Annotated in this window: 17 protein-coding genes; 9 read left to right on the top strand and 8 right to left on the bottom strand. The window is 73.0% G+C overall.

The annotated features are described in order from the left end of the window. Positions 1-126: 126 nt before the first annotated feature. The gene (locus tag V5D56_RS09790; protein ID WP_435738818.1) at positions 127-1,107 is read left to right on the top strand and encodes a hypothetical protein; all 981 of its coding nucleotides are present in this window, start codon (positions 127-129) and stop codon (positions 1,105-1,107) included. A 29-nt stretch (positions 1,108-1,136) separates the two neighbouring features. Here the strand turns inward: V5D56_RS09790 and V5D56_RS09785 are convergent, their stop codons facing one another. After that, on the bottom strand, positions 1,137-2,030 hold the full coding sequence (locus V5D56_RS09785; protein ID WP_435738817.1) for an SURF1 family protein: 894 nt from the start codon (positions 2,028-2,030) through the stop codon (positions 1,137-1,139). Positions 2,031-2,275: 245 nt separating this feature from the next. On the opposite strand from V5D56_RS09785, the gene V5D56_RS09780 reads away from it, so the two are divergent. The 5 genes from V5D56_RS09780 to V5D56_RS09760 all read left to right on the top strand — a co-directional run bounded on the left by V5D56_RS09780 (position 2,276) and on the right by V5D56_RS09760 (position 9,877). Continuing rightward, positions 2,276-4,777 (top strand): phosphoketolase family protein, encoded by a 2,502-nt coding sequence (locus tag V5D56_RS09780; RefSeq protein ID WP_435738816.1) that lies wholly within the window; start codon positions 2,276-2,278, stop codon positions 4,775-4,777. After that, positions 4,774-6,924 (top strand): phosphate acetyltransferase, encoded by a 2,151-nt coding sequence (gene pta, locus V5D56_RS09775; protein ID WP_435738815.1) that lies wholly within the window; start codon positions 4,774-4,776, stop codon positions 6,922-6,924. Before V5D56_RS09780 ends, pta begins: the two co-directional genes overlap by 4 nt. Continuing rightward, entirely contained in the window at positions 6,921-8,180 is a 1,260-nt protein-coding gene (locus tag V5D56_RS09770) for an acetate/propionate family kinase (RefSeq protein ID WP_435738814.1), read from the top strand. The genes pta and V5D56_RS09770 overlap by 4 nt, the downstream gene beginning before the upstream one ends. Before the next feature lie 54 nt (positions 8,181-8,234). Then, entirely contained in the window at positions 8,235-9,182 is a 948-nt protein-coding gene (locus V5D56_RS09765; protein WP_435738813.1) for a DUF4031 domain-containing protein, read from the top strand. A gap of 62 nt (positions 9,183-9,244) precedes the next feature. After that, positions 9,245-9,877: a SanA/YdcF family protein gene (locus tag V5D56_RS09760; RefSeq protein ID WP_435738812.1), complete on the top strand. Its 633-nt coding sequence runs from the start codon at positions 9,245-9,247 to the stop codon at positions 9,875-9,877. A 31-nt stretch (positions 9,878-9,908) separates the two neighbouring features. Here V5D56_RS09760 and V5D56_RS09755 read toward each other — a convergent pair whose 3' ends face one another. From V5D56_RS09755 to V5D56_RS09740, 4 genes are all read right to left on the bottom strand, one after another. Continuing rightward, positions 9,909-11,564 (bottom strand): succinic semialdehyde dehydrogenase, encoded by a 1,656-nt coding sequence (locus V5D56_RS09755; protein WP_435738811.1) that lies wholly within the window; start codon positions 11,562-11,564, stop codon positions 9,909-9,911. Between the two features lie 9 nt (positions 11,565-11,573). After that, positions 11,574-12,629: a GNAT family N-acetyltransferase gene (locus V5D56_RS09750; RefSeq protein WP_435738810.1), complete on the bottom strand. Its 1,056-nt coding sequence runs from the start codon at positions 12,627-12,629 to the stop codon at positions 11,574-11,576. Positions 12,630-12,633: 4 nt separating this feature from the next. Then, positions 12,634-13,095, bottom strand: coding sequence for a GNAT family acetyltransferase (locus tag V5D56_RS09745; RefSeq protein WP_435738809.1), 462 nt, complete (start codon positions 13,093-13,095; stop codon positions 12,634-12,636). Between the two features lie 79 nt (positions 13,096-13,174). Continuing rightward, positions 13,175-14,299 (bottom strand): GuaB3 family IMP dehydrogenase-related protein, encoded by a 1,125-nt coding sequence (locus V5D56_RS09740; RefSeq protein ID WP_435738808.1) that lies wholly within the window; start codon positions 14,297-14,299, stop codon positions 13,175-13,177. A gap of 228 nt (positions 14,300-14,527) precedes the next feature. On the opposite strand from V5D56_RS09740, the gene V5D56_RS09735 reads away from it, so the two are divergent. Next, positions 14,528-15,223 (top strand): exonuclease domain-containing protein, encoded by a 696-nt coding sequence (locus tag V5D56_RS09735; protein ID WP_435738807.1) that lies wholly within the window; start codon positions 14,528-14,530, stop codon positions 15,221-15,223. A 143-nt stretch (positions 15,224-15,366) separates the two neighbouring features. Then, complete coding sequence (locus tag V5D56_RS09730) at positions 15,367-16,902, top strand: helix-turn-helix domain-containing protein (RefSeq protein WP_435738806.1); 1,536 nt, start codon at positions 15,367-15,369, stop codon at positions 16,900-16,902. 62 nt (positions 16,903-16,964) lie between these two features. Here the strand turns inward: V5D56_RS09730 and V5D56_RS09725 are convergent, their stop codons facing one another. Further along, a complete protein-coding gene (locus V5D56_RS09725) occupies positions 16,965-17,603 on the bottom strand; it encodes a Rid family hydrolase (RefSeq protein WP_435738805.1) in 639 nt (212 codons plus the stop codon). A gap of 371 nt (positions 17,604-17,974) precedes the next feature. On the opposite strand from V5D56_RS09725, the gene V5D56_RS09720 reads away from it, so the two are divergent. After that, on the top strand, positions 17,975-19,588 hold the full coding sequence (locus V5D56_RS09720) for a flavin monoamine oxidase family protein (protein ID WP_435738804.1): 1,614 nt from the start codon (positions 17,975-17,977) through the stop codon (positions 19,586-19,588). 191 nt (positions 19,589-19,779) lie between these two features. Here V5D56_RS09720 and guaB read toward each other — a convergent pair whose 3' ends face one another. Both guaB and V5D56_RS09710 read right to left on the bottom strand, forming a co-directional pair. Beyond that, complete coding sequence (gene guaB, locus V5D56_RS09715; protein ID WP_435738803.1) at positions 19,780-21,327, bottom strand: IMP dehydrogenase; 1,548 nt, start codon at positions 21,325-21,327, stop codon at positions 19,780-19,782. A 103-nt stretch (positions 21,328-21,430) separates the two neighbouring features. Then, a complete protein-coding gene (locus V5D56_RS09710; RefSeq protein WP_435738802.1) occupies positions 21,431-22,579 on the bottom strand; it encodes a MerR family transcriptional regulator in 1,149 nt (382 codons plus the stop codon). Between the last annotated feature and the right edge of the window lie 241 nt (positions 22,580-22,820).

Raw genomic sequence — 22,820 nt, 5'->3', positions numbered from 1 at the left:
CGAGCGTCACGAGATCGACCTTCAGAGGGTCGATCTCGGTGCGCTCGGGTCGATCTCGCGTCGGGCCGTCCACAGATTTCCCCGAGGGGTGTCGGCGGCCGATGCCCACGCAGCAGGCTCTGTGCCGTGCAGACACCGACGCCCGCTCGCTCGTTCGTCCAGCCGCCGACCGACCGGCGTCCCGGCGACGATCGCGCGGCCTCCCGTCCTGTCCTCCCGCTCGCCGTCCGCTTCACCGAGGAGCGGCGCGCCGAGCTCGCTCGCCACACGGACAGCGGTGCTCTCGAACGCGTCCGCCGCGGCGTCTACCTGCCACCGCGCGCCGCGAACAGCGGTCCCGCCGAGTCCCGCCGCGAGCAGGTGCTGCGGCAGATGACGGCGGTTGCCGAACGGCTCACGACGACCTACTGGTTCAGCCACACGAGCGCCGCGCTCCTGCACGGTTGCTGGACCTGGCATCTCGCCGACATCGTGCACGTCACCCAGCTGCGCGCTCCGAAGGGGGCGCAGGTCCGCGATCCCCGACTGCGCCGGCACTGGACCGTACTTCCTCGGCGCGACCGCACGGAACTGGTGGGCCTGCCCGTCACCACGCTAGAACGCACCGTCGTCGACTGCGCACGGGGGCTCACCGGAGCGCAGGCTCTGGTGGTGGCCGACTCGGGCCTGCGGGCCGGTGCCGACCCTGCCGTGATCCAGGCGATCCTCGAGGAGTCGGCCGGCACGAGGGGCGTACGCCGCGCGCGGTCGGTCGTGGCCCTGGCCGACGCTCGCGCCGAGTCGCCCGGTGAGTCGATCGTCCGCTGGATCATCCACGACGCCGGCCTTCCGGCGCCGACGCCGGGACTCGCGGTCGACACCCGGCTCGGGCGCCGTTGGCTCGACCTGGCCTGGCCAGAGCTGAAGGTCGCGATCGAGTTCGACGGCGCCGTGAAGTACGCCGGCGGGGACTTCGGCGACCCCGACGAGCGGCTGTGGCACGAGAAGCTGCGGCACGACGCCCTCGTCGAGGCCGGCTGGGTCGTGCTCCGCGTGGTGTGGGCGGACCTGACCGACCCTGACGCGCTCGTCCGCCGCGTGCGGGAGGCGATGCGACGGCGACCGTGAGATCGACCCGAGCGTCTCGAGATCGACCTTCAGAGGGTCGACGTCGGAGCGCTCGGGTCGATCTGGCGGTCGCCCGGCAGCCCGGCGATCCCGTCGTCGTCGCCCCGCGACCCGCGGCGCACCCCGGCGGCCTCGTCGCGCACGAGCCGCAGCCACAGCAGCACCGCGAACCCGCCGAACACCCACCACTGCAGCGCGTAGAAGAGGTTCTGCAGGTTGAGCCCGGTGCCGCCCTCGATCGTCGGGCGCGGCAGGAGGGCGGGACCGCCGTCGGCCGGCGACGTCTGCGGCGGGTCGGACGCGATGAGCACGAGGTATCCCGAGTACATCGGCCCGCCCCACGCGTTGACGAGCGATCCCGTGGAGATCGAGTCGGTCTGACCCTGAGGCAGCACCTCCTCCCCCGCGGCCTCCGACGCCTGCAGGTAACCGGTGAGGCGCACCTCGCCGTCGGGCACCTGGAGCGCGACCGGGTCGTCGGGCGACGCGACCCATCCGCGCACGACGGGCAGCACCGGCGCTCCCGAGAGGTCGGCCCACGAGTCGCCGCCCGTCCCGTCGTCCGTGACGTGCAACGGGGTCAGCACGAGATAGCCCACCTCGCCGTCGAGCGCGCGGCCCGCGACGAGAAGCTGGCCCGCGGCGTCGTACTCGCCCTCGACCCACGCCTGCCGCCCGACGAGCTCGCCCGGGAACGTGGACTGGGGCGGGAGCAGGATCCCGAGCCCCTCGGGGCCCTCCGCCGCCGCCTCGGCCGCCTCCTGCTGCGCCGCGAGCTCGGCGCGCTGCTGCGCGCGGTCGAGCTGCCACACACCGAGGCGTGCGCACACCATGGCCGCCGCGAGGAACAGGACGAGCAGGCCGATCATCCGCGGCTGACGGGCGACCTCCCAGAGCGAACGGCGGGGAGCGGTCTCGGGCACGTGCCCACCGTATCCGCGCACCGGTCGCTGGCCGGAATCCTTGGCACCGATCGGGCGGACGTCACATCGGTGCGTCGGGCGCGGCAGCACCGGCCCACCGGACCGACCGGGACCTTCGACCCTTTCTGGCGGTTCGGGCGCACGTCACACCGCGGCCTCGCGCCGAACCCCGTGCAGGGCCAGGGTGGATGGGGTTGTATGAAGCCGTAGTCGTTCACGAACCCTTCCCCCTGCTGGAGCGTGAGATGAGCACGACCACCGCCACCGAGTCCACCGCCTGGCGTCCCGCCGAGGTCGCCCCGCTCGACGAGGAGACGCTGCGTCGTGTCGACTCGTGGTGGCGCGCCGCGAACTACCTGTCCGTCGGGCAGATCTACCTCCTGGCCAACCCGCTGCTGCGCACGCCGTTGTCGCGCGACGACGTCAAGCCGCGCCTCCTCGGCCACTGGGGCACGACGCCCGGTCTGAACTTCCTCTACGCGCACCTGAACCGCGCGATCGCCCAGCGCCGGCAGTCGACGATCTACGTCGCGGGACCGGGGCACGGCGGACCGGGTCTCGTCGCGAACGCGTACCTCGAGGGGACGTACTCGGAGACGTACACGGACATCACGCAGGACACCGAGGGCCTGCGCCGGCTCTTCCGCCAGTTCTCGTTCCCGGGCGGCATCCCGAGCCACGTGGCGCCGGAGACGCCCGGCTCGATCCACGAGGGCGGCGAGCTGGGCTACGCGCTCTCGCACGCGTACGGCGCGGCGTTCGACAACCCGGACCTGCTCGTCGCGGCGGTCGTCGGCGACGGCGAGGCCGAGACCGGGCCGCTCGCGACGAGCTGGCACTCCAACAAGTTCGTCAACGCGCGCAACGACGGCGTCGTCCTGCCGATCCTGCACCTCAACGGCTACAAGATCGCCAACCCGACGGTGCTCGCGCGCATCAGCGACGACGAGCTGCGCGACCTCATGATCGGCTACGGCCACACGCCGTACTTCTTCGTCGGCGGCTTCGACGGCGAGGACCACTTCGAGGTCCACCAGCGCTTCGCGAAGCTCCTCGACGAGGTCCTCAACCACATCGCGCAGATCAAGGCAGACGCCGAGGCCGGGAACGACGAGCGTCCCGCCTGGCCGATGATCGTCTTCCGCACCCCGAAGGGCTGGACGTGCCCGCCGGAGATCGACGGCAAGAAGACGGAGGACTCGTGGCGCGCGCACCAGGTGCCGCTCGCGAGCGCCCGGGACACTCCCGAGCACCTCCAGGTCCTCAAGGGCTGGCTCGAGTCGTACCGGGCGGAGGAGCTGTTCGACGACGACGGCCGCCTGCGCGACGAGATCGCGGCGCTCGCCCCCGAGGGCACGCTGCGGATGAGCGACAACCCGCACACGAACGGCGGGCTGCTCCTCAAGGACCTGCGCCTGCCGGACTTCCGGGACTACGCCGTCGACGTGTCGGGTCCCGGCTCGGCCGTCGCGGAGGCGACGCGCGTGCTGGGCCAGTGGCTCACCGACGTCGTGCGGCTCAACCCCGACAACTTCCGCATCTTCGGGCCCGACGAGACGGCGTCGAACCGTCTCCAGCCGGTGTACGAGGTGACGGACAAGCAGTGGAACGCGGACTTCTACGGCCCCGACGTCGACGAGCACCTGGCGCGCGCCGGCCGCGTCATGGAGATGCTCTCGGAGCACCAGTGCCAGGGCTGGCTCGAGGGCTACCTGCTCACCGGGCGGCACGGCCTGTTCACGAGCTACGAGGCCTTCATCCACATCGTCGACTCGATGTTCAACCAGCACGCGAAGTGGCTCAAGGTCACGAACCACATCCCGTGGCGCCGGCCGATCGCGAGCCTCAACTACCTGCTGTCGAGCCACGTGTGGCGCCAGGACCACAACGGCTTCTCGCACCAGGACCCCGGCTTCATCGACCACGTGGTGAACAAGAAGGCCGAGATCGTCCGGGTCTACCTGCCGCCGGACGCGAACACGCTGCTCTCGACCTACGACCACTGCCTGCGCTCGCGCCAGTACGTGAACGTCGTGGTCGCGGGCAAGCAGCCGGCGCCGCAGTTCCTGTCGATGCCCGAGGCGATCGCGCACTGCACGCGCGGACTCGGCATCTGGGAGTGGGCCGGCACGGAGGTCGAGGGCGAGGACCCGGACGTCGTGCTCGGGTGCGCGGGCGACGTCCCGACGCTCGAGGTGCTCGCGGCGGCGGACATCCTGCGCCGGCGGCTGCCCGACCTCAAGGTGCGCGTCGTGAACGTCGTCGACCTCATGCGCCTGCAGGACGAGAACGAGCACCCGCACGGGCTGTCGGACAAGGACTTCGACACCCTGTTCACGAGCGACCGCCCGGTGATCTTCAACTACCACGGCTACCCGTGGCTGATCCACCGCCTCACGTACCGCCGCACGAACCACGCCAACATCCACGTGCGCGGGTACAAGGAGGAGGGCACCACGACGACGCCCTTCGACATGGCGATGCTCAACGACATCGACCGGTACCACCTCGTCATCGACGTCATCGACCGCGTCCCGGAGCTGCGCTCGCGCTACGCGGGCCTGCGCCAGGAGATGGTCGACGCCCGCCTCGCCGCCCGGCAGTGGACGCGTGAGCACGGCGAGGACATCCCCGAGGTGCGCGAGTGGGTCTGGCCGGACGTGGGCGAGACCGGCACCGAGGACGGCGGCCCGCAGTACAACGGCGCGACGGGCGCCGCGCAGGACACAGGAGGAGACAACGAGTGAGCGTTCCCGCTCGCAGCATCTACATCACCTCGCCCGAGGGCGAGACCGGCAAGTCCACGATCGCGCTCGGGGTCCTCGACCTGCTGGCCCGCAAGGTCCAGCGGGTCGGGGTCTTCCGGCCGGTCACCCGGGCCGCAGGGCCCGACGTGCAGGACTACGTGCTCGAGCTGCTGCTCGCGCACGACGGCGTCGACCTGACCGCCGAGCAGGCGATCGGCGTGACGTACGAGGACGTGCACTCCGACCCGGAGGCGGCGCTCTCCCGGATCGTCACGCGCTACCACGAGGTCGCGAGCGCGTGCGACTTCGTGGTCGTCGTCGGGACGGACTACACCGACGTCGCCGGGCCCACCGAGCTGTCCTTCAACGCGCGCGTCGCGGCGAACCTCGGCGCGCCCGTGCTCCTCGTGGTCTCGGGCAAGGGCCGCCAGCCCGACGCCGTGGGGAACCTCATCGAGGTGAGCGTGGCCGAGCTGCGCTCGCAGCACGCGCAGCCGATCGGCGTGATCGCGAACCGGGTGACGCCCGAGGACCTCGACGCCGTGCGGTCGCTCCTCGCAGGCCCGGGATCCGAGGGCGTGGCCGGGTGGGCCGTGCCCGAGGACCCGTTCCTCGACGCCCCGACGGTCCGCACGCTCATGGAGGCCGTGGGCGGACGGCTCGCCTTCGGCGAGGAGGCGCTCCTCGCGCGCGAGGCGACGGACCTGCTCGTCGGCGCGATGTCGTTCGAGCACCTCCTCGACCGGCTCACCGACGGCGCGGTGGTCATCACGCCCGGCGACCGCGTCGACATCCTCATCGGGCTGCTCGCGGCGCACTCGGCGTCGGGCTTCCCGTCGCTCGCGGGCGTCATCCTCAACGGCGGCTTCTTCCCGCCGGAGTCGACGGCGCGCCTCGTCGCCGACCTCGACCCGAGCCTGCCGATCATCCGCACCGAGCTCGGCACGTTCCGCACCGCGAGCGCGGCCGCGCAGGCGCGCGGCCGCGTCACCAAGGAGTCCCAGCGCAAGGTCGACACGGCGCTCGCGCTGTTCGAGCAGAGCGTCGACGGCGCGGCCCTCCTCGCGGGCCTCGACGTCCCGCGGCCCGAGGTCGTCACGCCGCTGATGTTCGAGTACGAGCTGCTCTCCCGGGCGCGGGCCGACCGCAAGCACGTGGTGCTCCCCGAGGGCGACGACGACCGCATCCTGCGCGCCGCGTCCACGCTCCTGGGCCGCCAGGTCGCCGACCTGACGATCCTCGGCGACGAGCAGAAGGTCCGCGCCCGCGCCGCCGAGCTCGGCCTGGACATCGACGCCGCGACGGTCCTCAGCCCGCACGACCCGGAGCACGTCGAGCTGTTCGCGACCGAGTACGCACGACTGCGCGCCCACAAGGGCATCACGCTCGACGAGGCGCGCGAACGGGTCCAGGACGTGTCCTACTTCGGCACGATGATGGTCCACCTCGGCCTCGCGGACGGCATGGTCTCGGGCGCCAAGCACACGACCGCCCACACCATCAAGCCGTCGTTCGAGATCATCAAGACCCGTCCGGGCGTGTCCGTCGTGTCGTCGGTGTTCCTCATGTGCCTCGACGACCGCGTGCTCGTCTACGGCGACTGCGCCGTCATCCCCGACCCCACGGCCGAGCAGCTCGCCGACATCGCGATCTCGTCCGCGGCGACGGCCGCGCAGTTCGGCGTGGACCAGCGGGTCGCGATGCTCTCCTACTCGACGGGCGAGTCCGGCTCGGGCGCCGACGTCGACAAGGTGCGCCGCGGCACGGCTCTCGTCCGCGAGCGCCGCCCCGACCTGTTCGTCGAGGGGCCGATCCAGTACGACGCCGCCGTGGACGCGTCCGTCGCGGCGTCGAAGATGCCGGGTTCCGACGTCGCGGGCCGCGCGACGGTGTTCATCTTCCCGGACCTCAACACGGGCAACAACACGTACAAGGCGGTCCAGCGCTCCGCGGGCGCGGTCGCCGTCGGGCCGGTCCTCCAGGGCCTCAACAAGCCGGTGAACGACCTGTCGCGCGGCGCGCTCGTCCAGGACATCGTCAACACGGTCGCGATCACCGCGATCCAGGCGCAGGCGCCCGCCGCCGCCCCGGAGCCGGCAGCAGCCGGCGCCTCCACGACCCCCGACCCCCAGGGAGCCACCTCATGACGATCCTGCCCGAGGGTGAGCGCCCCAACCCCTACAGCGCGTACGGGGCGCACGGCTCGGTGCTCGTCATGAATTCGGGGTCGTCGTCGCTCAAGTACCAGCTCGTCAACCCGGTCGGCGGCGAGGCGATCGCCGCCGGCACGATCGAACGGATCGGCGAGGAGCAGGGCATCGTCAAGCACCGCTTCGCGGGCAACACGACGACGCGCGAGCAGGAGGTCCCCGACCACGGCGAGGCGCTGCGCATCGCCCTCGGGCTGTTCGACGAGGTCGGGCCGAACCTCGCGGACGCCGACGTGTACGCCGTCGGGCACCGCGTCGTGCACGGCGGGGCGGTCTTCTCCCAGCCCGTCCTGGTCGACGACGAGGTGGTGCGCCAGATCGACGAGCTCTCGCCCCTCGCGCCGCTGCACAACCCGCCGAACGTCACGGGGATCCGCGTCGCGCGCGACCTGCTGCCCGACGTGCCGCACGTCGCGGTGTTCGACACCGCGTTCTTCACGTCGTTGCCCGACGCCGCGTCCACCTACGCGCTCGACCGCGAGGTCGCCGCGGAGCACGGCGTGCGGCGCTACGGGTTCCACGGCACGAGCCACCAGTACGTCGCCGGCAAGGTCGCGCGCGTGCTCGGCCGACGGATGGAGTCGCTCAACACCATCGTGCTGCACCTCGGCAACGGGGCCTCGGCGTCGGCGGTGCGCGGCGGCGTCGCCGTCGACACGTCGATGGGCATGACGCCGCTCGAGGGTCTGGTCATGGGCACGCGCACCGGCGACATCGACGCCGCGGTCGTGTTCCACCTCGCGCGCAACGCGGGCATGAGCATCGACGAGATCGACGACCTGTTCAACAAGCGCTCGGGCGTCAAGGGCCTGTCCGGCGTGAACGACTTCCGCGAGCTGCGGCGCCTCATCGACGCGGGCGACGAGGACGCGCAGAAGGCGTTCGACGTCTACATCCACCGCCTGCGCAAGTACGTCGGCGCGTACCACGCGGTCCTCGGCCGCGTCGACGTCGTGGCGTTCACCGCCGGCGTGGGAGAGCACGACGCCGCCGTGCGCGCCGCCGTCGTCGACGGGCTGGAGCCGCTCGGGCTGTCGATCGACCCGGACCGCAACGCCGTCGACTCCGGCGAGCCGCGCGTCATCTCGCCCGACTGGACGTCGACGCTGGTCATGGTGATCCCGACCATGGAAGAGCTCGCCATCGCGCGGCAGTGCGTCGAGGTGGTGGAGGGGGCACGTCCGGCTTCCTGACACGGGTGGTGCGCGCGGGGTCAGGAGGTTCCGCGCGGATGGCATGCTCGGAGCGTGACCGTCTACGTCGACCCGCCCGCGTGGCCCGCGCACGGGACGCTGTTCAGCCATCTCGTGTCGGATTCGTCTCTTGCCGAGCTGCACGCGCTCGCCGAGGCGATCGGGCTGAGCCGGCGCGCTTTCGACCTCGACCACTACGACGTCGCCGCGGAGCGCTACGACGACGCGGTGGCGGCGGGTGCCGTGCCGGTCGACGGGCGAGAGCTCGCGCGTCGGCTCGGGGCGTCGGGACTGCGGGTGCCCGGTCGTGCTCGTCGTGCCGCCAAGGCCGACGCGCTCCTCGCGCGGTGGGACGCGCTGCTGCCGGGGGCGCGCGACGTCGGGGTCGACCTCGTCGAGCGCTGGCACGAGCCGCACCGGGAGTATCACGGGCCCGAGCACCTCGTGCACGCGCTGGACTCGCTCGCCCTCCTCGAGGGTCGTCCGGCCGGGGTGCCCGACGCCGCGGGCACGCCCGACGTGCACGGGTCCGGGCCAGCACCTCTCGCCGCGGGACCGACGGCCTCCGTCACCCAGCTCGCGATCTGGTTCCACGACGCCGTGCACGACGGCGAGGCAGGGCGGGACGAGGAGCGCTCGGCCGAGCTCGCGACGACCGCGCTCGCGCCGCACACGGACGCCCGCGCGGTCGCCGAGATCGCGCGGCTCGTGCTGCTCACGACGCACCACGACCCTGCACCGGACGACCGGGCCGGAGCGCTGGTCTCCGACGCCGACCTCGCGATCCTCGCCGCGGCACCCGACCGGTACGCGCGCTACGTGCGCCAGGTGCGCGCCGAGTACGCCCACGTGCCCGACGACGCGTTCCGGGCCGGGCGGGCCGCGGTCCTGCGCTCGCTGCTCGACGCCGGTCCGCTCTACCGGACGCCGTTCGCCGTCGAGCGCTGGGAGGACCGGGCGCGGGCGAACCTCGTCGCAGAGCTCGCCGACCTCGGACGCTGACGCGTCGCGGGACGTGTGTCGCGAAACGCTCCAGACGTCGTCCGTGCGGCTAGGGTCGGCGCGTGACCGAGACGTCCGCGCGAGCGCCCCGCCGTCCCCGAACCCGCCGCCCTCGCCGGCGGACGATGGTGCTCGGCGCGGCGGGCCTGGCGCTCCTCGCGCTCTCCCCGTTCCTGGTCGTGCAGGGCGTGGGCCGTGCCCACGTGGCCGCCCCGGACGACGTCCCGACGAGCGACGCCGTCGTCGTGCTGGGCGCCGGGCTGCGGCCCGACGGCTCGCCCTCGACCTACCTGCGGCGTCGGCTCGACGCCGCGGCGGACCTGCACGCCCGCGGCGTCGCACCCGTGATCCTCGTGAGCGGGGACGCGCACGACGACTACGACGAACCGGCCTCGATGCGCGCCTGGCTCCTCGACCGTGGCGTGCCCGACGACGCGATCCTGCTGGACCGCGAGGGCTACGACACGCACGCGACGTGCACGCGCGCGGTCGACGAGTTCGGCTTCGCGGACGCCGTGGTCGTCACGCAGGGCTACCACCTGCCCCGCGCGCTCTTCTCGTGCCGCGTCGCGGGGCTCGACGCGGTCGGCGTCGGTGTGAGCGCCGCGAGCGTCGAGCCCTGGAAGGCCGTGCTCTACCGCGTGCGCGAGGTCCCGGCTGCGGTCAAGGCCCTGCTCGACGCGGTCGTGCGCTGAGCCCACCCTCGACGGGTCGCGACCGGTCGGGTCAGGGCAGGCGCAGCCGTCGCATGACGTCGAGCGCGGTCGTGAGCACCCGGCTCGGCAGCTCGCCGCCCAGCTCGTAGAGCGTGTCGATGCTCAGGCCCTGGTTCGCGCCGCGCTGCACGGAGATCGTCTGCGCCTCGGTGAGCGCCTCGATCCCCTCACGCCCGTGGCGCCGCCCCAGACCGGACGCCTTGAACCCGCCCATCGGCGCGCCCACCGAGCCGAACGTCGCCGAGTACCCGTCGTTGACGTTCACCGTGCCCGCCTCGACCTGCGCGGCGATCCGCCGACCACGGGCCACGTCACGGGTCCACACGCTCGCGTTCAGGCCGTACTCGGAGTCGTTCATGACGCGCACCGCCTCGTCGTCGCTCGCCACGCGGACGACCGACACGACCGGGCCGAACGTCTCCTCCGTCGCGCACCGGGCGTCGTGCGCCACGTCGTCGAGGACCGTGGGCGCGTAGAAGAACGGCCCGATGTCCGCACGGTGCACGCCGCCCGCGAGCACGCGGGCGCCGCGCGCGAGGGCGTCGTCGACGTGCTCGACCACGCGGTCGAGCTGCGCCTGCGACGTGAGCGACCCCATGTCCGCGGAGTAGTCGAGGCCGGCGCCGAGCCGCATGGCGCGCACGAGGGGCACGAACTCGTCGAGGAAGGCGTCCGCGACGGCCTCGTGCAGCACGAGCCGCTCGATCGAGACGCACAGCTGGCCGGAGCTGCCGAAGCAGGCCCGCAGGGCCGCGCGCGCCGCCGTGGGGACGTGCGCGTCCGCCGCGACGTAGAGCGGGTTCTTCCCCCCGAGCTCGAGCGTCGCGCCGATGAGCCGCTCGCCCGCGCGCGCGGCGACCTTGCGACCGGTCGCCGTCGAGCCCGTGAACGCGATGTGGTCCACGTGGTCCGTCAACGCGGCACCGACGTCCCCGCCGCCCGCGACGACGAGGAAGAGGTCGGCCGGGAGGCCCGCGCGCTCGAGGAGCTCGGCGCCCCACAGCGCGGTGAGCGTGGTCTGCGGGTCCGGCTTGACGACGACCCCGTTGCCCGCGAGCAGGGCGGGCACCGCCTCGGCGAAGGCGAGCGTGAGCGGGTAGTTCCAGGGAGCGATGACGCCGACGACCCCCACCGGCCGCCGGTGCACGCGCGTCCCCGTGAGCACGGGCAGCATCCCCGGAGCACGACGGTCCGCGAGATAGCGCGGCCCGCGCACGGCATAGTGCCGCGTGACGATCGCGACGTCGGCGACCTCCTCGTACGCGCTGCGGCGCGACTTGCCGGACTCCATCTGGACGAGGTCGAGGCCGTCGGACTGCTCGGCGAGCACGAGCTCGCCGAACCGCCGCAGGACGCGGGCGCGCTCTGTCACCGGCACGCGTGCCCAGGCGCGCTGCGCGGTCCGTGCCCTGTCGACGGCGAGCGCGACGTCGTCGGGCGACGACGTGGGGAACGCCGCCAGGGGCGCGCCCGTGAACGGCAGCACCGACCGGTGCGTCCCGGAGGCGCTGCTCGTCACGATCCGGGAGACGAGCGGCGCGACGACGTCCGGCTCGAGGAAGTACGTCGCGGCGGGGTTCTCCGGGTCGAGCAGGCCGTCGAGCGCGGCGTCGTCGCCGGGGACGGGACCGGGCGAAGGGTTGGAGGTACCCGAGGAGCTGGCCATGAGGACAGGCTACGTCGTCGCGCCGACAGGCAGCTCCCACGTCGTGAGCACCGGCCGGAAGCCGTGCCGTGCCCAGAACGGGGCGGACAGCGGGTTGAGCACGCCGTGGTGCAGGAGGACGGTCGTGCCGGCGCCGCTCGCGTCCCTGACGCGGGCGAGCGCACCTTCGACCAGCGCCGACCCGAGGCCCCGCCCGCGCAGCGCGTCGTCGACGTGGAGGAGCACGACGTAGGCCGCGGGAGAACGCGTCACCGCGCCCGCGACGAGCCCCGAGAGGCGCGGCGGCTCGACGGCCACGACCCCCAGCACGCTCGCGTCCGGCCCTACCCGCTCGGCGACCAGCACCGTCGTGTCCGGGCGGGCGACGGCGGCAGCGACCTGCGGGGCGAGCGTCGCGCGCGCGTCCTCGCGCACACGGGCCGATCCGACGAGCGCGTCGAGGGCGAGCTCGGCGAGCTGGTGCTCCACGACGGCCTCGACGTCGGCGGGCACCGCGTCGCGCAGCACGACACCGGTCGGCAGGTCGGCCGAGGATCCGCCGGGGCGCGCGTCCCGGCGCGCCGCGAGGTGCGCGACGGGGCGCAGCCCGGACGCCGCGAGCGCCGCCACCGCCTCGACGTCGCGGCTCGGCCAGAGGAGCGCGAGGCCCTCGTCGGAGGGCGCGGCGACGGACCCCGCGTCCTGGGGCTCGGAGGCCGGTGCCAGGCGACCGGGGGCGTGGTCGGTGCGCACCTCGGCGAACCACGTCCCGACGAGCGCGGCGACGGCACCCGGGACGTCCGGTCCCGCCGCGCGCGCTCGCAGGCGGCGCTCGCGCAGGGCGCGGAACGTCGCAGCGGTCGAGCGCGCGTCGACGTCCGACCGGGTCGCGACGCCCACCGCGCGCGAGCCGTCCGCGAGCCGCACCGCGAGGACCGGCTCGGCGTCGGGGCCCGTGCCGAGGAGGTCGGGCACGGCGACGAGACCGTCGAGAGCACGGACCCGCGCGCGGTGCTCCGCCTCGAGCTCCGCGACCTCGTGCCGGGTGGGCCGCCACGGGGCCCACGCCGGCGTCGCGCCGCTCACGACGTCACGCGTCGTCGAGGCGCCGACCGAGGACCGTGCACCCCTGGTCGGCATAGCCGAGGCGCGCGTAGAACGCCACGACGGCCTCGTTCGCGGACCGGACCATGAGCTGGACCTTGCGCGCGCCCTGGGCCGCGAGCCACGCCTCGGCGGCCACGACCATCTCGCGCCCGAGCCCGCCGCCCTGCACGCGCGGGTCGACGGCCAGGTAGTACACCCAGCCGCGGTGACCGTCGAGGCCCACCATCGCGGAGGCGACCACCTCGCCGGGGCGCGGTGCGTCACCCGCCGCAGCCGCGTCGTCGGGCCCGAGAGCCGGTGCCACCCGCCCGACGAGCACGGTCGACGTCTCACCCAGCCGGGCGTCGGCGATGTCCCGGTACGGGTCGTTCCACGGCCTCGTGAGGTCGCACGCGCGCCACAGCCCGACGACGGGCTCGACGTCGGGGTCGGCGATCTCGGCCACGTCCAGCGTCCTCGACGGCACCGCGCGCCCGCTCACGCGATCCAGCGGTCCGTCGACGGCAGGTCCTGCCATCGCGGGCTCAGCGCGGCTGGTAGGGCGAGACGACGACCTCGACGCGCTGGAACTCCTTGAGGTCGGAGTACCCGGTCGTGGCCATCGCGCGCCGCAGCGCGCCCACGAGGTTGAGCGTGCCGTCGGCCTGACGGCCCGGCCCGAAGAGGATCTCCTCGAGCGTGCCGGCCGTGCCGACGCGCACGCGCTCGCCGCGCGGGAGCTGCGGGTGGTGCGCCTCGGGGCCCCAGTGCCACCCGCGGCCGGGGGCCTCCTCGGCACGCGCGAGCGCCGCGCCGATCATCACCGCGTCGGCGCCGCACGCGACGGCCTTGACGAGGTCGCCCGAGCGGCCGACGCCGCCGTCGGCGATGACGTGGACGTACCGGCCGCCCGACTCGTCGAGGTAGTCCCGGCGCGCGGCCGCGACGTCGGCCATGGCCGTCGCCATGGGCGCGTGGATGCCCAGCGAGACGCGCGTGGTGTGCGCCGCACCGCCGCCGAACCCGACGAGGACCCCCGCGGCGCCGGTGCGCATGAGGTGCAGCGCGGCGGTGTACGTCGACGCGCCGCCGACGACGACCGGGACGTCGAGCTCGTAGATGAACCGCTTGAGGTTGAGCGGCTCGGCGACACCCGACACGTGCTCCGCGGAGACCGTGGTGCCGCGGATGACGAACAGGTCGACGCCTGCGTCGACGACGGTCTGGTAGTGCTCTTGCGTGCGCTGCGGCGACAGCGCACCGGCGACCGTGACCCCCGCCGCGCGGATCTCCTTGAGCCGCTGCGTGATGAGGTCGGCCTTGATCGGCTCGGCGTAGATCTCCTGCATGCGACGGGTCGCCTCGACCGGCTCGAGGTCGGCGATCTCCGTGAGCAGCGGCTGCGGGTCGTCGTACCGCGTCCACAGGCCCTCGAGGTCCAGGACGCCGAGGCCGCCGTGGTTGCCGAGCGCGACGGCGGTCGCGGGGCTCATCACGGAGTCCATCGGCGCGGCGATGATCGGCAGCTCGAAGTGGTAGGCGTCGATCTGCCACCCCACGGAGACCTCCTCCGGGTCGCGCGTGCGCCGCGAGGGCACCACCGCGACGTCGTCGAAGGAGAACGCGCGCCGACCGCGCTTGCCACGTCCGATCTCGATCTCGTTGCTCACCGGGCCAGCCTACCGGCGGCCCGCGTGGCGGGGTGGCCGGTCCGCGTCCTGGTCGGCGCGGGCTCTGTGGGCGGGCCCTGGGAGAGTGACGCCACGGTCGGCCGGTCGGGCCCGACGTCGGCCCACCGGCCGTGCGGACACGGTGCGGGACCGGGTTAGGGACCGGTGCGGGACCGGCGCAGGACCGGGTACGGGAGCGACGCAGGCGTGGGCACGGAGGCGGAACGGATGAGCTGGACGGCGGGGCCCCTGGTGGCCTTCGACACGGAGACGACAGGGCTCGACGTCGACGTCGAGCGCATCGTCACGGCGGCCCTCGTACGGCGAGGACCCACTGGGACCACGGTGCGCACCTGGCTCATCGATCCCGGCGTCGCGATCCCGGCCGACGCGACGGCGATCCACGGCATCGGGACGGCCCACGTCGTCGCGCACGGTGTCGCGCCGCGCGTCGCGCTCGATGAGATCGCGTCGCTGCTCGTCGACCACCAGCGCGCCGGCGTACCGGTCGTCGCCTACAACGCGGCCTTCGACCTCACCCTGCTCGACGTCGAGCTCGCCCGGCACGGGCTGCGCACGCTCCCCGAGCGGCTCGGCCGTCCGGTGCGGCCCGTGCTCGACCCTCTCGTCCTCGACCGGGCGGCCGACCCGGGTAGGGAGGGCAAGCGACGTCTGACGGACCTGTGCCAGCACTACGGGGTGCGGGAGACCGGGACGCTGCACACCGCGGACGTCGACGCGCTCGCGACGCTCTCCGTGCTCGACGCGCTGGTGGTCGCGCACCCCCACCTGGCCGTGACGACCCTCGACGCGCTGCACGACCACCAGGTGGACGCGCACCGCCGCTGGGTGGACGAGCTGGACGAGGAGCGTCGCGAGCGCCCCTACGTGGGCGCCGGGGCCGACGGCCGCTGGCCCGTCTGATCCCCGACCTGCGGCTTCACGCTCTTCACATATCTCATGAGGCGCATCGACAGAGCAACCTCCGAGCAGTGAACGGACACGGCGCGCGCGCCGTGACCCTGCCCGACCGCTCGAATATCTCATCCATGAGTTATCGTCGCGCCATGACGATGATCGACGACGCACCCCTCACGCAGGTCGGCGCCCTCATCCGCGGCGCCCGCCAGAACCGCGGACTGACCCAGACACAGCTCGCCGAGCGCCTCGGGACGAGCCAGAGCGCCGTGCACCGGATCGAGCAAGGCGCACAGAACGTGAGCCTCGAGATGCTCAACCGCATCGGCCTGGCCCTCGACTCCGAGATCATCAGCCTCGGCGGCCCCAAGCGCTCGCACCTGCGCGTCCAGGGAGGTCACACCCTCTCGGGGACGATCGAGGTCAACTCCTCCAAGAACGGCGCGGTCGCGCTCCTGTGCGCCTCCCTCCTCAACCGGGGCCGCACGACACTGCGCGGGGTCGCGCGCATCGTGGAGGTCGATCGGATCGTCGACGTCCTGCGATCCATCGGCGTCGTGGCGACGTGGGCACCGAACGGTCGCGACCTCGAGATCGTCGCGCCGGCCGCGCTCGACCTGTCGTCGATCGACGTCGAGGCCGCGCGGCGCACCCGCTCGATCATCATGTTCCTCGGCCCGCTGCTCGGGCTCCGCGACACCTTCGAGCTCCCGTACGCGGGCGGGTGCGACCTCGGCACCCGCACGGTCGAGCCGCACATGATCGCGCTGCGTCCGTTCGGTCTGTCCGTCACCGCGACCGGAGGCAACTACCACGCGACGGTCGCGTCGGCCGACGGCCGCGACCTGTCGGTGGTGCTCACCGAGCGGGGCGACACCGTGACGGAGAACGCGCTCATGGCGGCCGCCAGCCGCGACGGCGTGACGACGATCCGCAACGCGAGCCCCAACTACATGGTCCAGGACCTGTGCTTCTACCTCGAGCTCCTCGGGGTCCGGATCGACGGCATCGGCACGACGACGCTGCGCGTCCACGGGCGCACGGGGATCGACGTCGACGTCGAGTACGCGGTCTCCGAGGACCCCGTCGAGGCGATGAGCCTGCTCACCGCCGGCATCGTCACCGGCTCCGAGATCACCGTCTCGCGCGTGCCCGTGGAGTTCATGGAGATCGAGCTCGCGACGCTCGCCGAGATGGGCCAGCGGTACACGCTGAGCGCCGAGTACCTGTCGCGCAACGGCCGCACCCGGCTCGTCGACGTCACCGTGCATCCCAGCGAGCTACGCGCCCCGATCGACAAGATCCACCCCATGCCGTTCCCCGGCCTGAACATCGACAACCTGCCGTTCTTCGCGGTCATCGCGGCGGGTGCGCACGGCACGACGCTCATCCACGACTGGGTCTACGAGGGCCGCGCGATCCACCTCACGGACCTCACGCGACTCGGTGCGGACGTCCGCCTGCTCGACGCGCACCGGCTCCAGGTGACCGGACCGACGCGCTGGTCCGGCGCCGAGGTGAGCTGCCCGCCGGCGCTGCGCCCCGCCGTCGTGATCCTGCTCGCGATGCTCGCGGCGAAGGGCACCTCCGTGCTGCGCGGCGTCGACATCATCGCGCGCGGCTACGAGCAGCTCACCGAGCGCCTGCGCGAGCTCGGCGCGCAGATCGAGGTCTTCCGCGACTGAGCACTCCCCGGCGCCTCACCGCGGCCGGCCTCACCGGAGTCCCGGGAGGCCGGCCGCGGTCGTCACTTCGGGTAGACCGCGTCGACCTCCACCTCGACCAGCCAGCCGTCGACCGGCAGGTTCTCGATTTCGAGCGCGAAGCGGGACGGCCGCGCCTCGTTGACGACCATCGGCTTCGTCGTGACCGAGCCGAGCTGGACGTCCATCGTCGCGCCGGTCGCGAGGTTCGTGTTGGCGAAGAACTGCCGGTACGCCCGGTTCCAGCCGGCGAAGTCCATCTTCTCCGCGCCGGCCGGGTTCTGGAGGAAGACGCGCATCGAGACGACGTCGTCGTAGGAGAGACCGGCCTTTTCCAGGTTCTCGCCGATGCGCAGGAGCGCGTTGATGCCCTGCGCCTCGGTGATCGTCACGCCCGCCGGGAGCGTGCCCCCGGGGAAGACGTCGGTCGGGATGTACCGCTGCTCCGCCGTGGCACCGGGCGCACGGTTCATCGCGGACGGACCGAGCCCGGACGACTTGTACCAGGCGACGTTCTGGCCGAACGCGACGCCGTCCGCGATGGATGCGGTGTCCCCCGTGACGAACGAGACGGCCTCGGTGGGCTTCGGCTGGAAGAGGCTGCCGGCGGCGACGGCCGTCCCGGGCACCGCGACGGCGGCGGTGAGGGCGACGGCCAGGACGACCTTCGTACGGTTCTTCATGCGTGCCTCCAGGAAGGGAGAGACGGGCGCCGCCCTGGCACCCGACGCGGCCGAGCGAGAGGCTCGGCCGGAGCCGCGAACGTAGCGACCGGGCGTTTCGACCTCGTGACGCGCGCGTGTCGTGGCGGGTCCACCCCGCCTCCCGGGGCGCACCTGAATCCGCGCGGCCCCGTGACGACGTCGGGACCCGGAGCGACGAGGACGAAACGAGACGTTTACGAGGTCCGTGCGGCGTTGACCGGAGCGAAACGTGCCGGACCCAGGTTCGCGACGCGACGTCCTTAACGTCGGCGACGGTGCTGACGGCGGCACCCGGCATCGAGCGCCGGGAGGGCAGCCCGTCAGGCTTCACGACGAGAGGTCCGAGCCACATGGTCACAGACGAGAGCACGACCGGCGTCTCCCGGCGCAACTTCCTCCAGGCGGTCGGCGCCACGTCCGGCGCCGGCGTCATGTTCGCCACGATGGGCGCGGTCGGTCTCGCCCCGACGGCGGCGGCGCAGCCCAGGAACGAGTCCTGGATCGCCCCGACGAAGAGCGACTTCGCGCTGACGGGCCGGTCCGCCAAGAAGGTCGTCGTGGTCGGTGCCGGTCCCGCGGGCCTGGCGTCGGCCTACGAGCTGCAGAAGGCCGGCTACCAGGTCACCGTCCTCGAGGCGCGACACCGCGCCGGCGGGCGGACGCTGACGATCCGGGGTGGAGACTCCGAGACCGACGTCAACGGCGTGACGCAGACGGCCCGCTTCGACAAGAACATCTACATGAACGCCGGCGCCGGCCGCATCGCGCAGTGGATGGTCACGATGGACTACCTCCGTGAGCTGGGCGTGCCCTACGAGGTCTTCACCAACGCGAACGCCGACGCGTACCTCTACAACGAGCGCACCGGCGCGACCCCCGGCAACCCCGTCCGGTACCGCACCGCGAAGGCCGACGTCTTCGGCTACACCTCGGAGCTCCTGACCTACGCGACCGACCAGGGCGCGCTCGACCAGAAGCTGACGGCCGCCGACAAGGAGAACCTGCGCGCGTTCCTGCGCAGCTGGGGCTCCCTGAAGGCCGACGGCACCTACCAGGGCGGGGACAACCGCGGGTACTCCGTCTACCCGTCGGCGTGGAACGAGCACGGCACGCCGCTGCCCGGGCCGGGCAGCGTCTCGGAGGTCCTCGGCTCGCGGATGGGCATGTACTTCCCGTTCGAGATCAACTGGGAACAGTCGATGCTCATGTTCCAGCCCAAGGGCGGCATGGACGTCACCTACGACTACTTCGTGCGGGCGATCGGCAAGCAGAACGTGCTCTTCAACTCTCCCGTCACGGGCGTGGAGAACACCACCGGTGGCGTCCGGGTCACGTACACGGCGCACAACGGCAAGGCGCGCCAGGTCGACGCCGACTTCGCGGTCGTCTCGGCACCCGCCGGTCTCATGCGGCGCTGGGCCACCAACTGGGGTCCCGACATCGACGCGGCGCTCGGCGAGTTCGCCGTCGGGTCGCCCGCCGGCAAGATCGGCCTGCAGTACCGCTCACGGTTCTGGGAGGACGACCACCGGATCTTCGGCGGCATCACCGAGACCGACATGGACCTCGCGCACGTCTGGTACCCGTCCTACGGGTACGGCGAGCGCAAGGGTCTCGTCGTCGGCTACTACAACACGGGCACGAACGCCCGCGCCTACGGCGACATGGCGCCGAAGCAGCGCGAGCTCCGGGCCGTCGAGCAGGGGGTCAAGATCCACGGCGAGAAGTACCGCACCGAGCTCGAGAGCTCCTTCTCCATCGCCTGGCACAAGGTGCCCTACATCGAGGGCGCCTGGGCCTACCCGAACACCCAGTCCTCACGCTTCAAGCAGCTCCAGCAGGGCGCGGGGAACGTCTACTTCGCGGGCGACTGGATGTCCGAGATCTCGGCATGGCAGCACGGCGCGTTCTGGGCCGCCCGGTACGCCGTCCAGGCGCTCCACACGCGCGTCATGACGTCCTGAGGACCTCGCCGCTCGCCGTCCGGCCCCGTCAGAACGAGGGGCCGCACGGCGGGGCGAGCGCGGGCGGACGGCGGGCGGGTCGTGCCGGGTCGTGGCGGGTCTGGCGGGAGCCCGCGAGGAACGAGCGGGCGGATGGTAGACCCGGCACGACCCGCCCCGCCGTCCGACCCCACCGCCGTGCGACCTGCGGCTCAGAACCCGGTGTAGTTCGGCGCCTCGGCCGTGATCTGCACGTCGTGCGGGTGGCTCTCCTTGAGCGACGCGGACGTGATGCGGATGAAGCGGCCCTTCTCCTGCAGCTCGGGGACGGTGCGCGCGCCGACGTAGAACATCGTCTGGTGCAGGCCGCCCACGAGCTGGTGCGACACGGCCTGGAGCGTGCCCTTGTACGGGACCTGGCCCTCGATGCCCTCCGGGACGATCATGTCGTCGCTCGTGACCTCGGCCTGGAAGTACCGGTCCTTGGAGTAGGACTTCTTGCCGCGCGACGACATCGCGCCCATCGAGCCCATGCCGCGGTACGCCTTGTACTGCTTGCCGTGGACGAGGATCGTCTCGCCGGGCGACTCCTCGGTCCCGGCGAGCATCGAGCCGAGCATGACCGCCTCGGCGCCCGCGACGATCGCCTTGCCGATCTCGCCCGAGTGGCGCATGCCGCCGTCGGCGATGACGGGCACGCCTGCGGGACGGGCCGCGAGGGACGCCTCGTAGACGGCCGTGACCTGCGGGACACCGACGCCCGTGACGATGCGCGTGGTGCAGATCGAGCCCGGCCCGACGCCCACCTTGACGGCGTCCGCGCCGGCGTCGACGAACGCCTGGGCGCCCTCGCGCGTCGCGACGTTGCCGCCGATGACCTGGACGTCGCGCGTCGCGGGGTCCGTCTTGAGGCGGCGCACCATGTCGATGAGCATGCGGACGTTGCCGTGCGCCGTGTCGGCGACGAGCACGTCGACGCCGGCCTCGATGAGGGTGGTCGCGCGCTGCCACGCGTCGCCGAAGTAGCCGATCGCCGCGCCGACGAGGAGGCGGCCCTGGCCGTCCTTCGACGCGTTCGGGAACTGCTCCGACTTCACGAAGTCCTTGACCGTGATGAGGCCGGTGAGGTGCCCGTCCGCGTCGACGAGCGGCAGGCGCTCGATCTTGTGCTTGCGCAGCAGCGCTGTCGCGTCCTCGCGCGAGATGCCCGACGGGCCGGTGATGAGGGGCTGCCGCGTCATGACCTCGTCGACCTTCGTCGTCGCCCACTCGGCGACGGGCGTGAAGCGCAGGTCCCGGTTGGTGACCATGCCGACGAGGCGCTGCTGCGCGTCGAGGACCGGGAAGCCGGAGATGCGGTACTCCCCCGCGGTCCGGTCGAGCTCCTCGAGCGTCGCGTCGGGCCCGATCGTCACGGGGTTGGAGATGATGCCCGTCTGCGTCCGCTTCACGAGGTCCACCTGGTACGCCTGGTCCTCGATGGACAGGTTGCGGTGCAGCACCCCGATGCCGCCCTGGCGCGCCATGGCGATCGCCATGCGCGACTCCGTGACGGTGTCCATGGCCGCCGAGATCAGCGGGACGCGGATCGAGATCTCGCGCGTGAGGCGGGTCGTCGTGTCGATCTCCGACGGCGCCAGGTCCGAGTACCCGGGCTGCAGCAGCACGTCGTCGTACGTGAGGCCGAGGAAGCCGAACGGGTCGTGCCCGGGCGCGGGCGAGGGGGCGGGCGTGGAACCGGGAGCGGGCGAGGCGGTCACACCCGGATTCTACGCCGCGAGGCCGCCCGTTATTCCCGTGCGCGACCCGTCGCTCCCTGACGGCGACGTGCCCGGCGGCGCCCCGGACGGGGCGCCGTGCCGGTCAGCGCACGACGGCGAGGAGCTCGTGGAGCAGCCCCGGGAAGCTGCGCACCCGGTGCACCGTGGGGGCGAGCGGGAGGTCGGCGGCGACGTCGTCGCTGGGCAGGCCGACGAACACCGGGAGACCGGGGTTGGCCTCGAAGGTGGCGTGCACGATCCCGAGGTCCGGCCGGGCCTGCGTGGTCACCATCGCGACGGCTGCGGGACGGACCATCGTCACGAGCTCGAGCGTGCGGTGCACGTTCGCCGGGCCGGTGACGATCCGGGCCATCGCGCCGTGCGCGCCGAGCGCGGCCGCGAGGGCGTGCGCGGCGAGGGGCAGCGGCTCGTCGGGTGCGGCGAACACCAGCACGATGCGGCGCATGCGGCTGGGGTGATTGCGCGGCGGGCCGCCCGCCGCGACGATCGCGTCCTCCCGTGCCTGGGTGTACTCGCGGAGCGCACCCAGCGTGGCGTTGGCGAGCACGACCTCGGGCACCTCGCCGGACGTCGCGAGGACCGTGCGCTCGGCGAGACGGTCGAGCGCCGGCTCGACGAGGTCGGACCACCACTCGGCGGGGTCGACGCCGGCCGGGATCCGCAGAAGGCGGTCGCACGTGCGCTGGTCGTAGGCGATGGCCGCGTCGACCACGTCGGAGACGGTCACGGGACGCGCGTCGCGCAGCCCGCCGATCCGGGGAGCGGACGGGCCGCGCTTCTCGCCTCCCGGGACGGCGCGCAGGAACGGCCGTGCCGCCCCGCCGTGGGGGACCGTCCCGACGGGCTCCTCGTCGTCGGCCGGCTCGTCGTCGACCAGGTCCTCCGCGTCGACGACCGCGTCCGCGGGCTCGAGGGTCGCGTTCGTCCCCCGGTGGGCGGCGAGCTCGTCGCCGTCAGCCGTGAGCGCGTTCCGCGCGGCGTCCGCGGGGGCCACCCCCTCCAGCGTCAGGCGCCGCATGATGAACAGGCGGGCGACGTCGTCGTCGGTGTAGCGGCGGTGCGAGCCGGCGCGGTGCTCCGAGGGTCCCAGGCCGTAGCGGCGGTCCCAGGTGCGCAGGGTCGCGGGCGCGACGCCGAGTCGTCGGGCGACGACGGCGACGGCGAGACCGGGACTGTGAGGCATGGTCGGTCGGGCTCCCTCGGGGTCGGGGGCGGACCGCACGGAGGTCATGGAGCGATTCTGCCGATCACGCCCACGTCCCGCCACTCGCCCGCCCGACCTCGACCACACCGTGACCTGGTTCGCGCCGCACGCTGTGCAGCACTTGTTCACCCTGATGGCGAACGCGCCAGGGGGCCTCCCGCATCGCGCCGTCGTCGTCCCTCGCCACCGCGCTCAGACGCACTTCCCCGGCGGCTGGCGCGATGCCGGTCCGAGCCGAAACTCGACCGCGCTACGACCTGCGGGTTCA

Source organism: Cellulosimicrobium sp. PMB13 (assembly GCF_051294865.1).
Lineage (GTDB): Bacteria > Actinomycetota > Actinomycetes > Actinomycetales > Cellulomonadaceae > Cellulosimicrobium.
This window is presented reverse-complemented; position numbering and strand designations above follow the sequence as displayed.

Bases quoted from the DNA above. Each gene is read 5' to 3' on its own strand.
- V5D56_RS09735 (WP_435738807.1), top strand. From the start codon at position 14,528: ATGAGCTGGACGGCGGGGCCCCTGGTGGCCTTCGACACGGAGACGACA.
- V5D56_RS09770 (WP_435738814.1), top strand. From the start codon at position 6,921: ATGACGATCCTGCCCGAGGGTGAGCGCCCCAACCCCTACAGCGCGTAC.
- V5D56_RS09710 (WP_435738802.1), bottom strand. From the start codon at position 22,579: ATGACCTCCGTGCGGTCCGCCCCCGACCCCGAGGGAGCCCGACCGACC.
- V5D56_RS09725 (WP_435738805.1), bottom strand. From the start codon at position 17,603: ATGAAGAACCGTACGAAGGTCGTCCTGGCCGTCGCCCTCACCGCCGCC.
- V5D56_RS09720 (WP_435738804.1), top strand. From the start codon at position 17,975: ATGGTCACAGACGAGAGCACGACCGGCGTCTCCCGGCGCAACTTCCTC.
- V5D56_RS09730 (WP_435738806.1), top strand. From the start codon at position 15,367: ATGACGATGATCGACGACGCACCCCTCACGCAGGTCGGCGCCCTCATC.
- V5D56_RS09780 (WP_435738816.1), top strand. From the start codon at position 2,276: ATGAGCACGACCACCGCCACCGAGTCCACCGCCTGGCGTCCCGCCGAG.
- V5D56_RS09755 (WP_435738811.1), bottom strand. From the start codon at position 11,564: ATGGCCAGCTCCTCGGGTACCTCCAACCCTTCGCCCGGTCCCGTCCCC.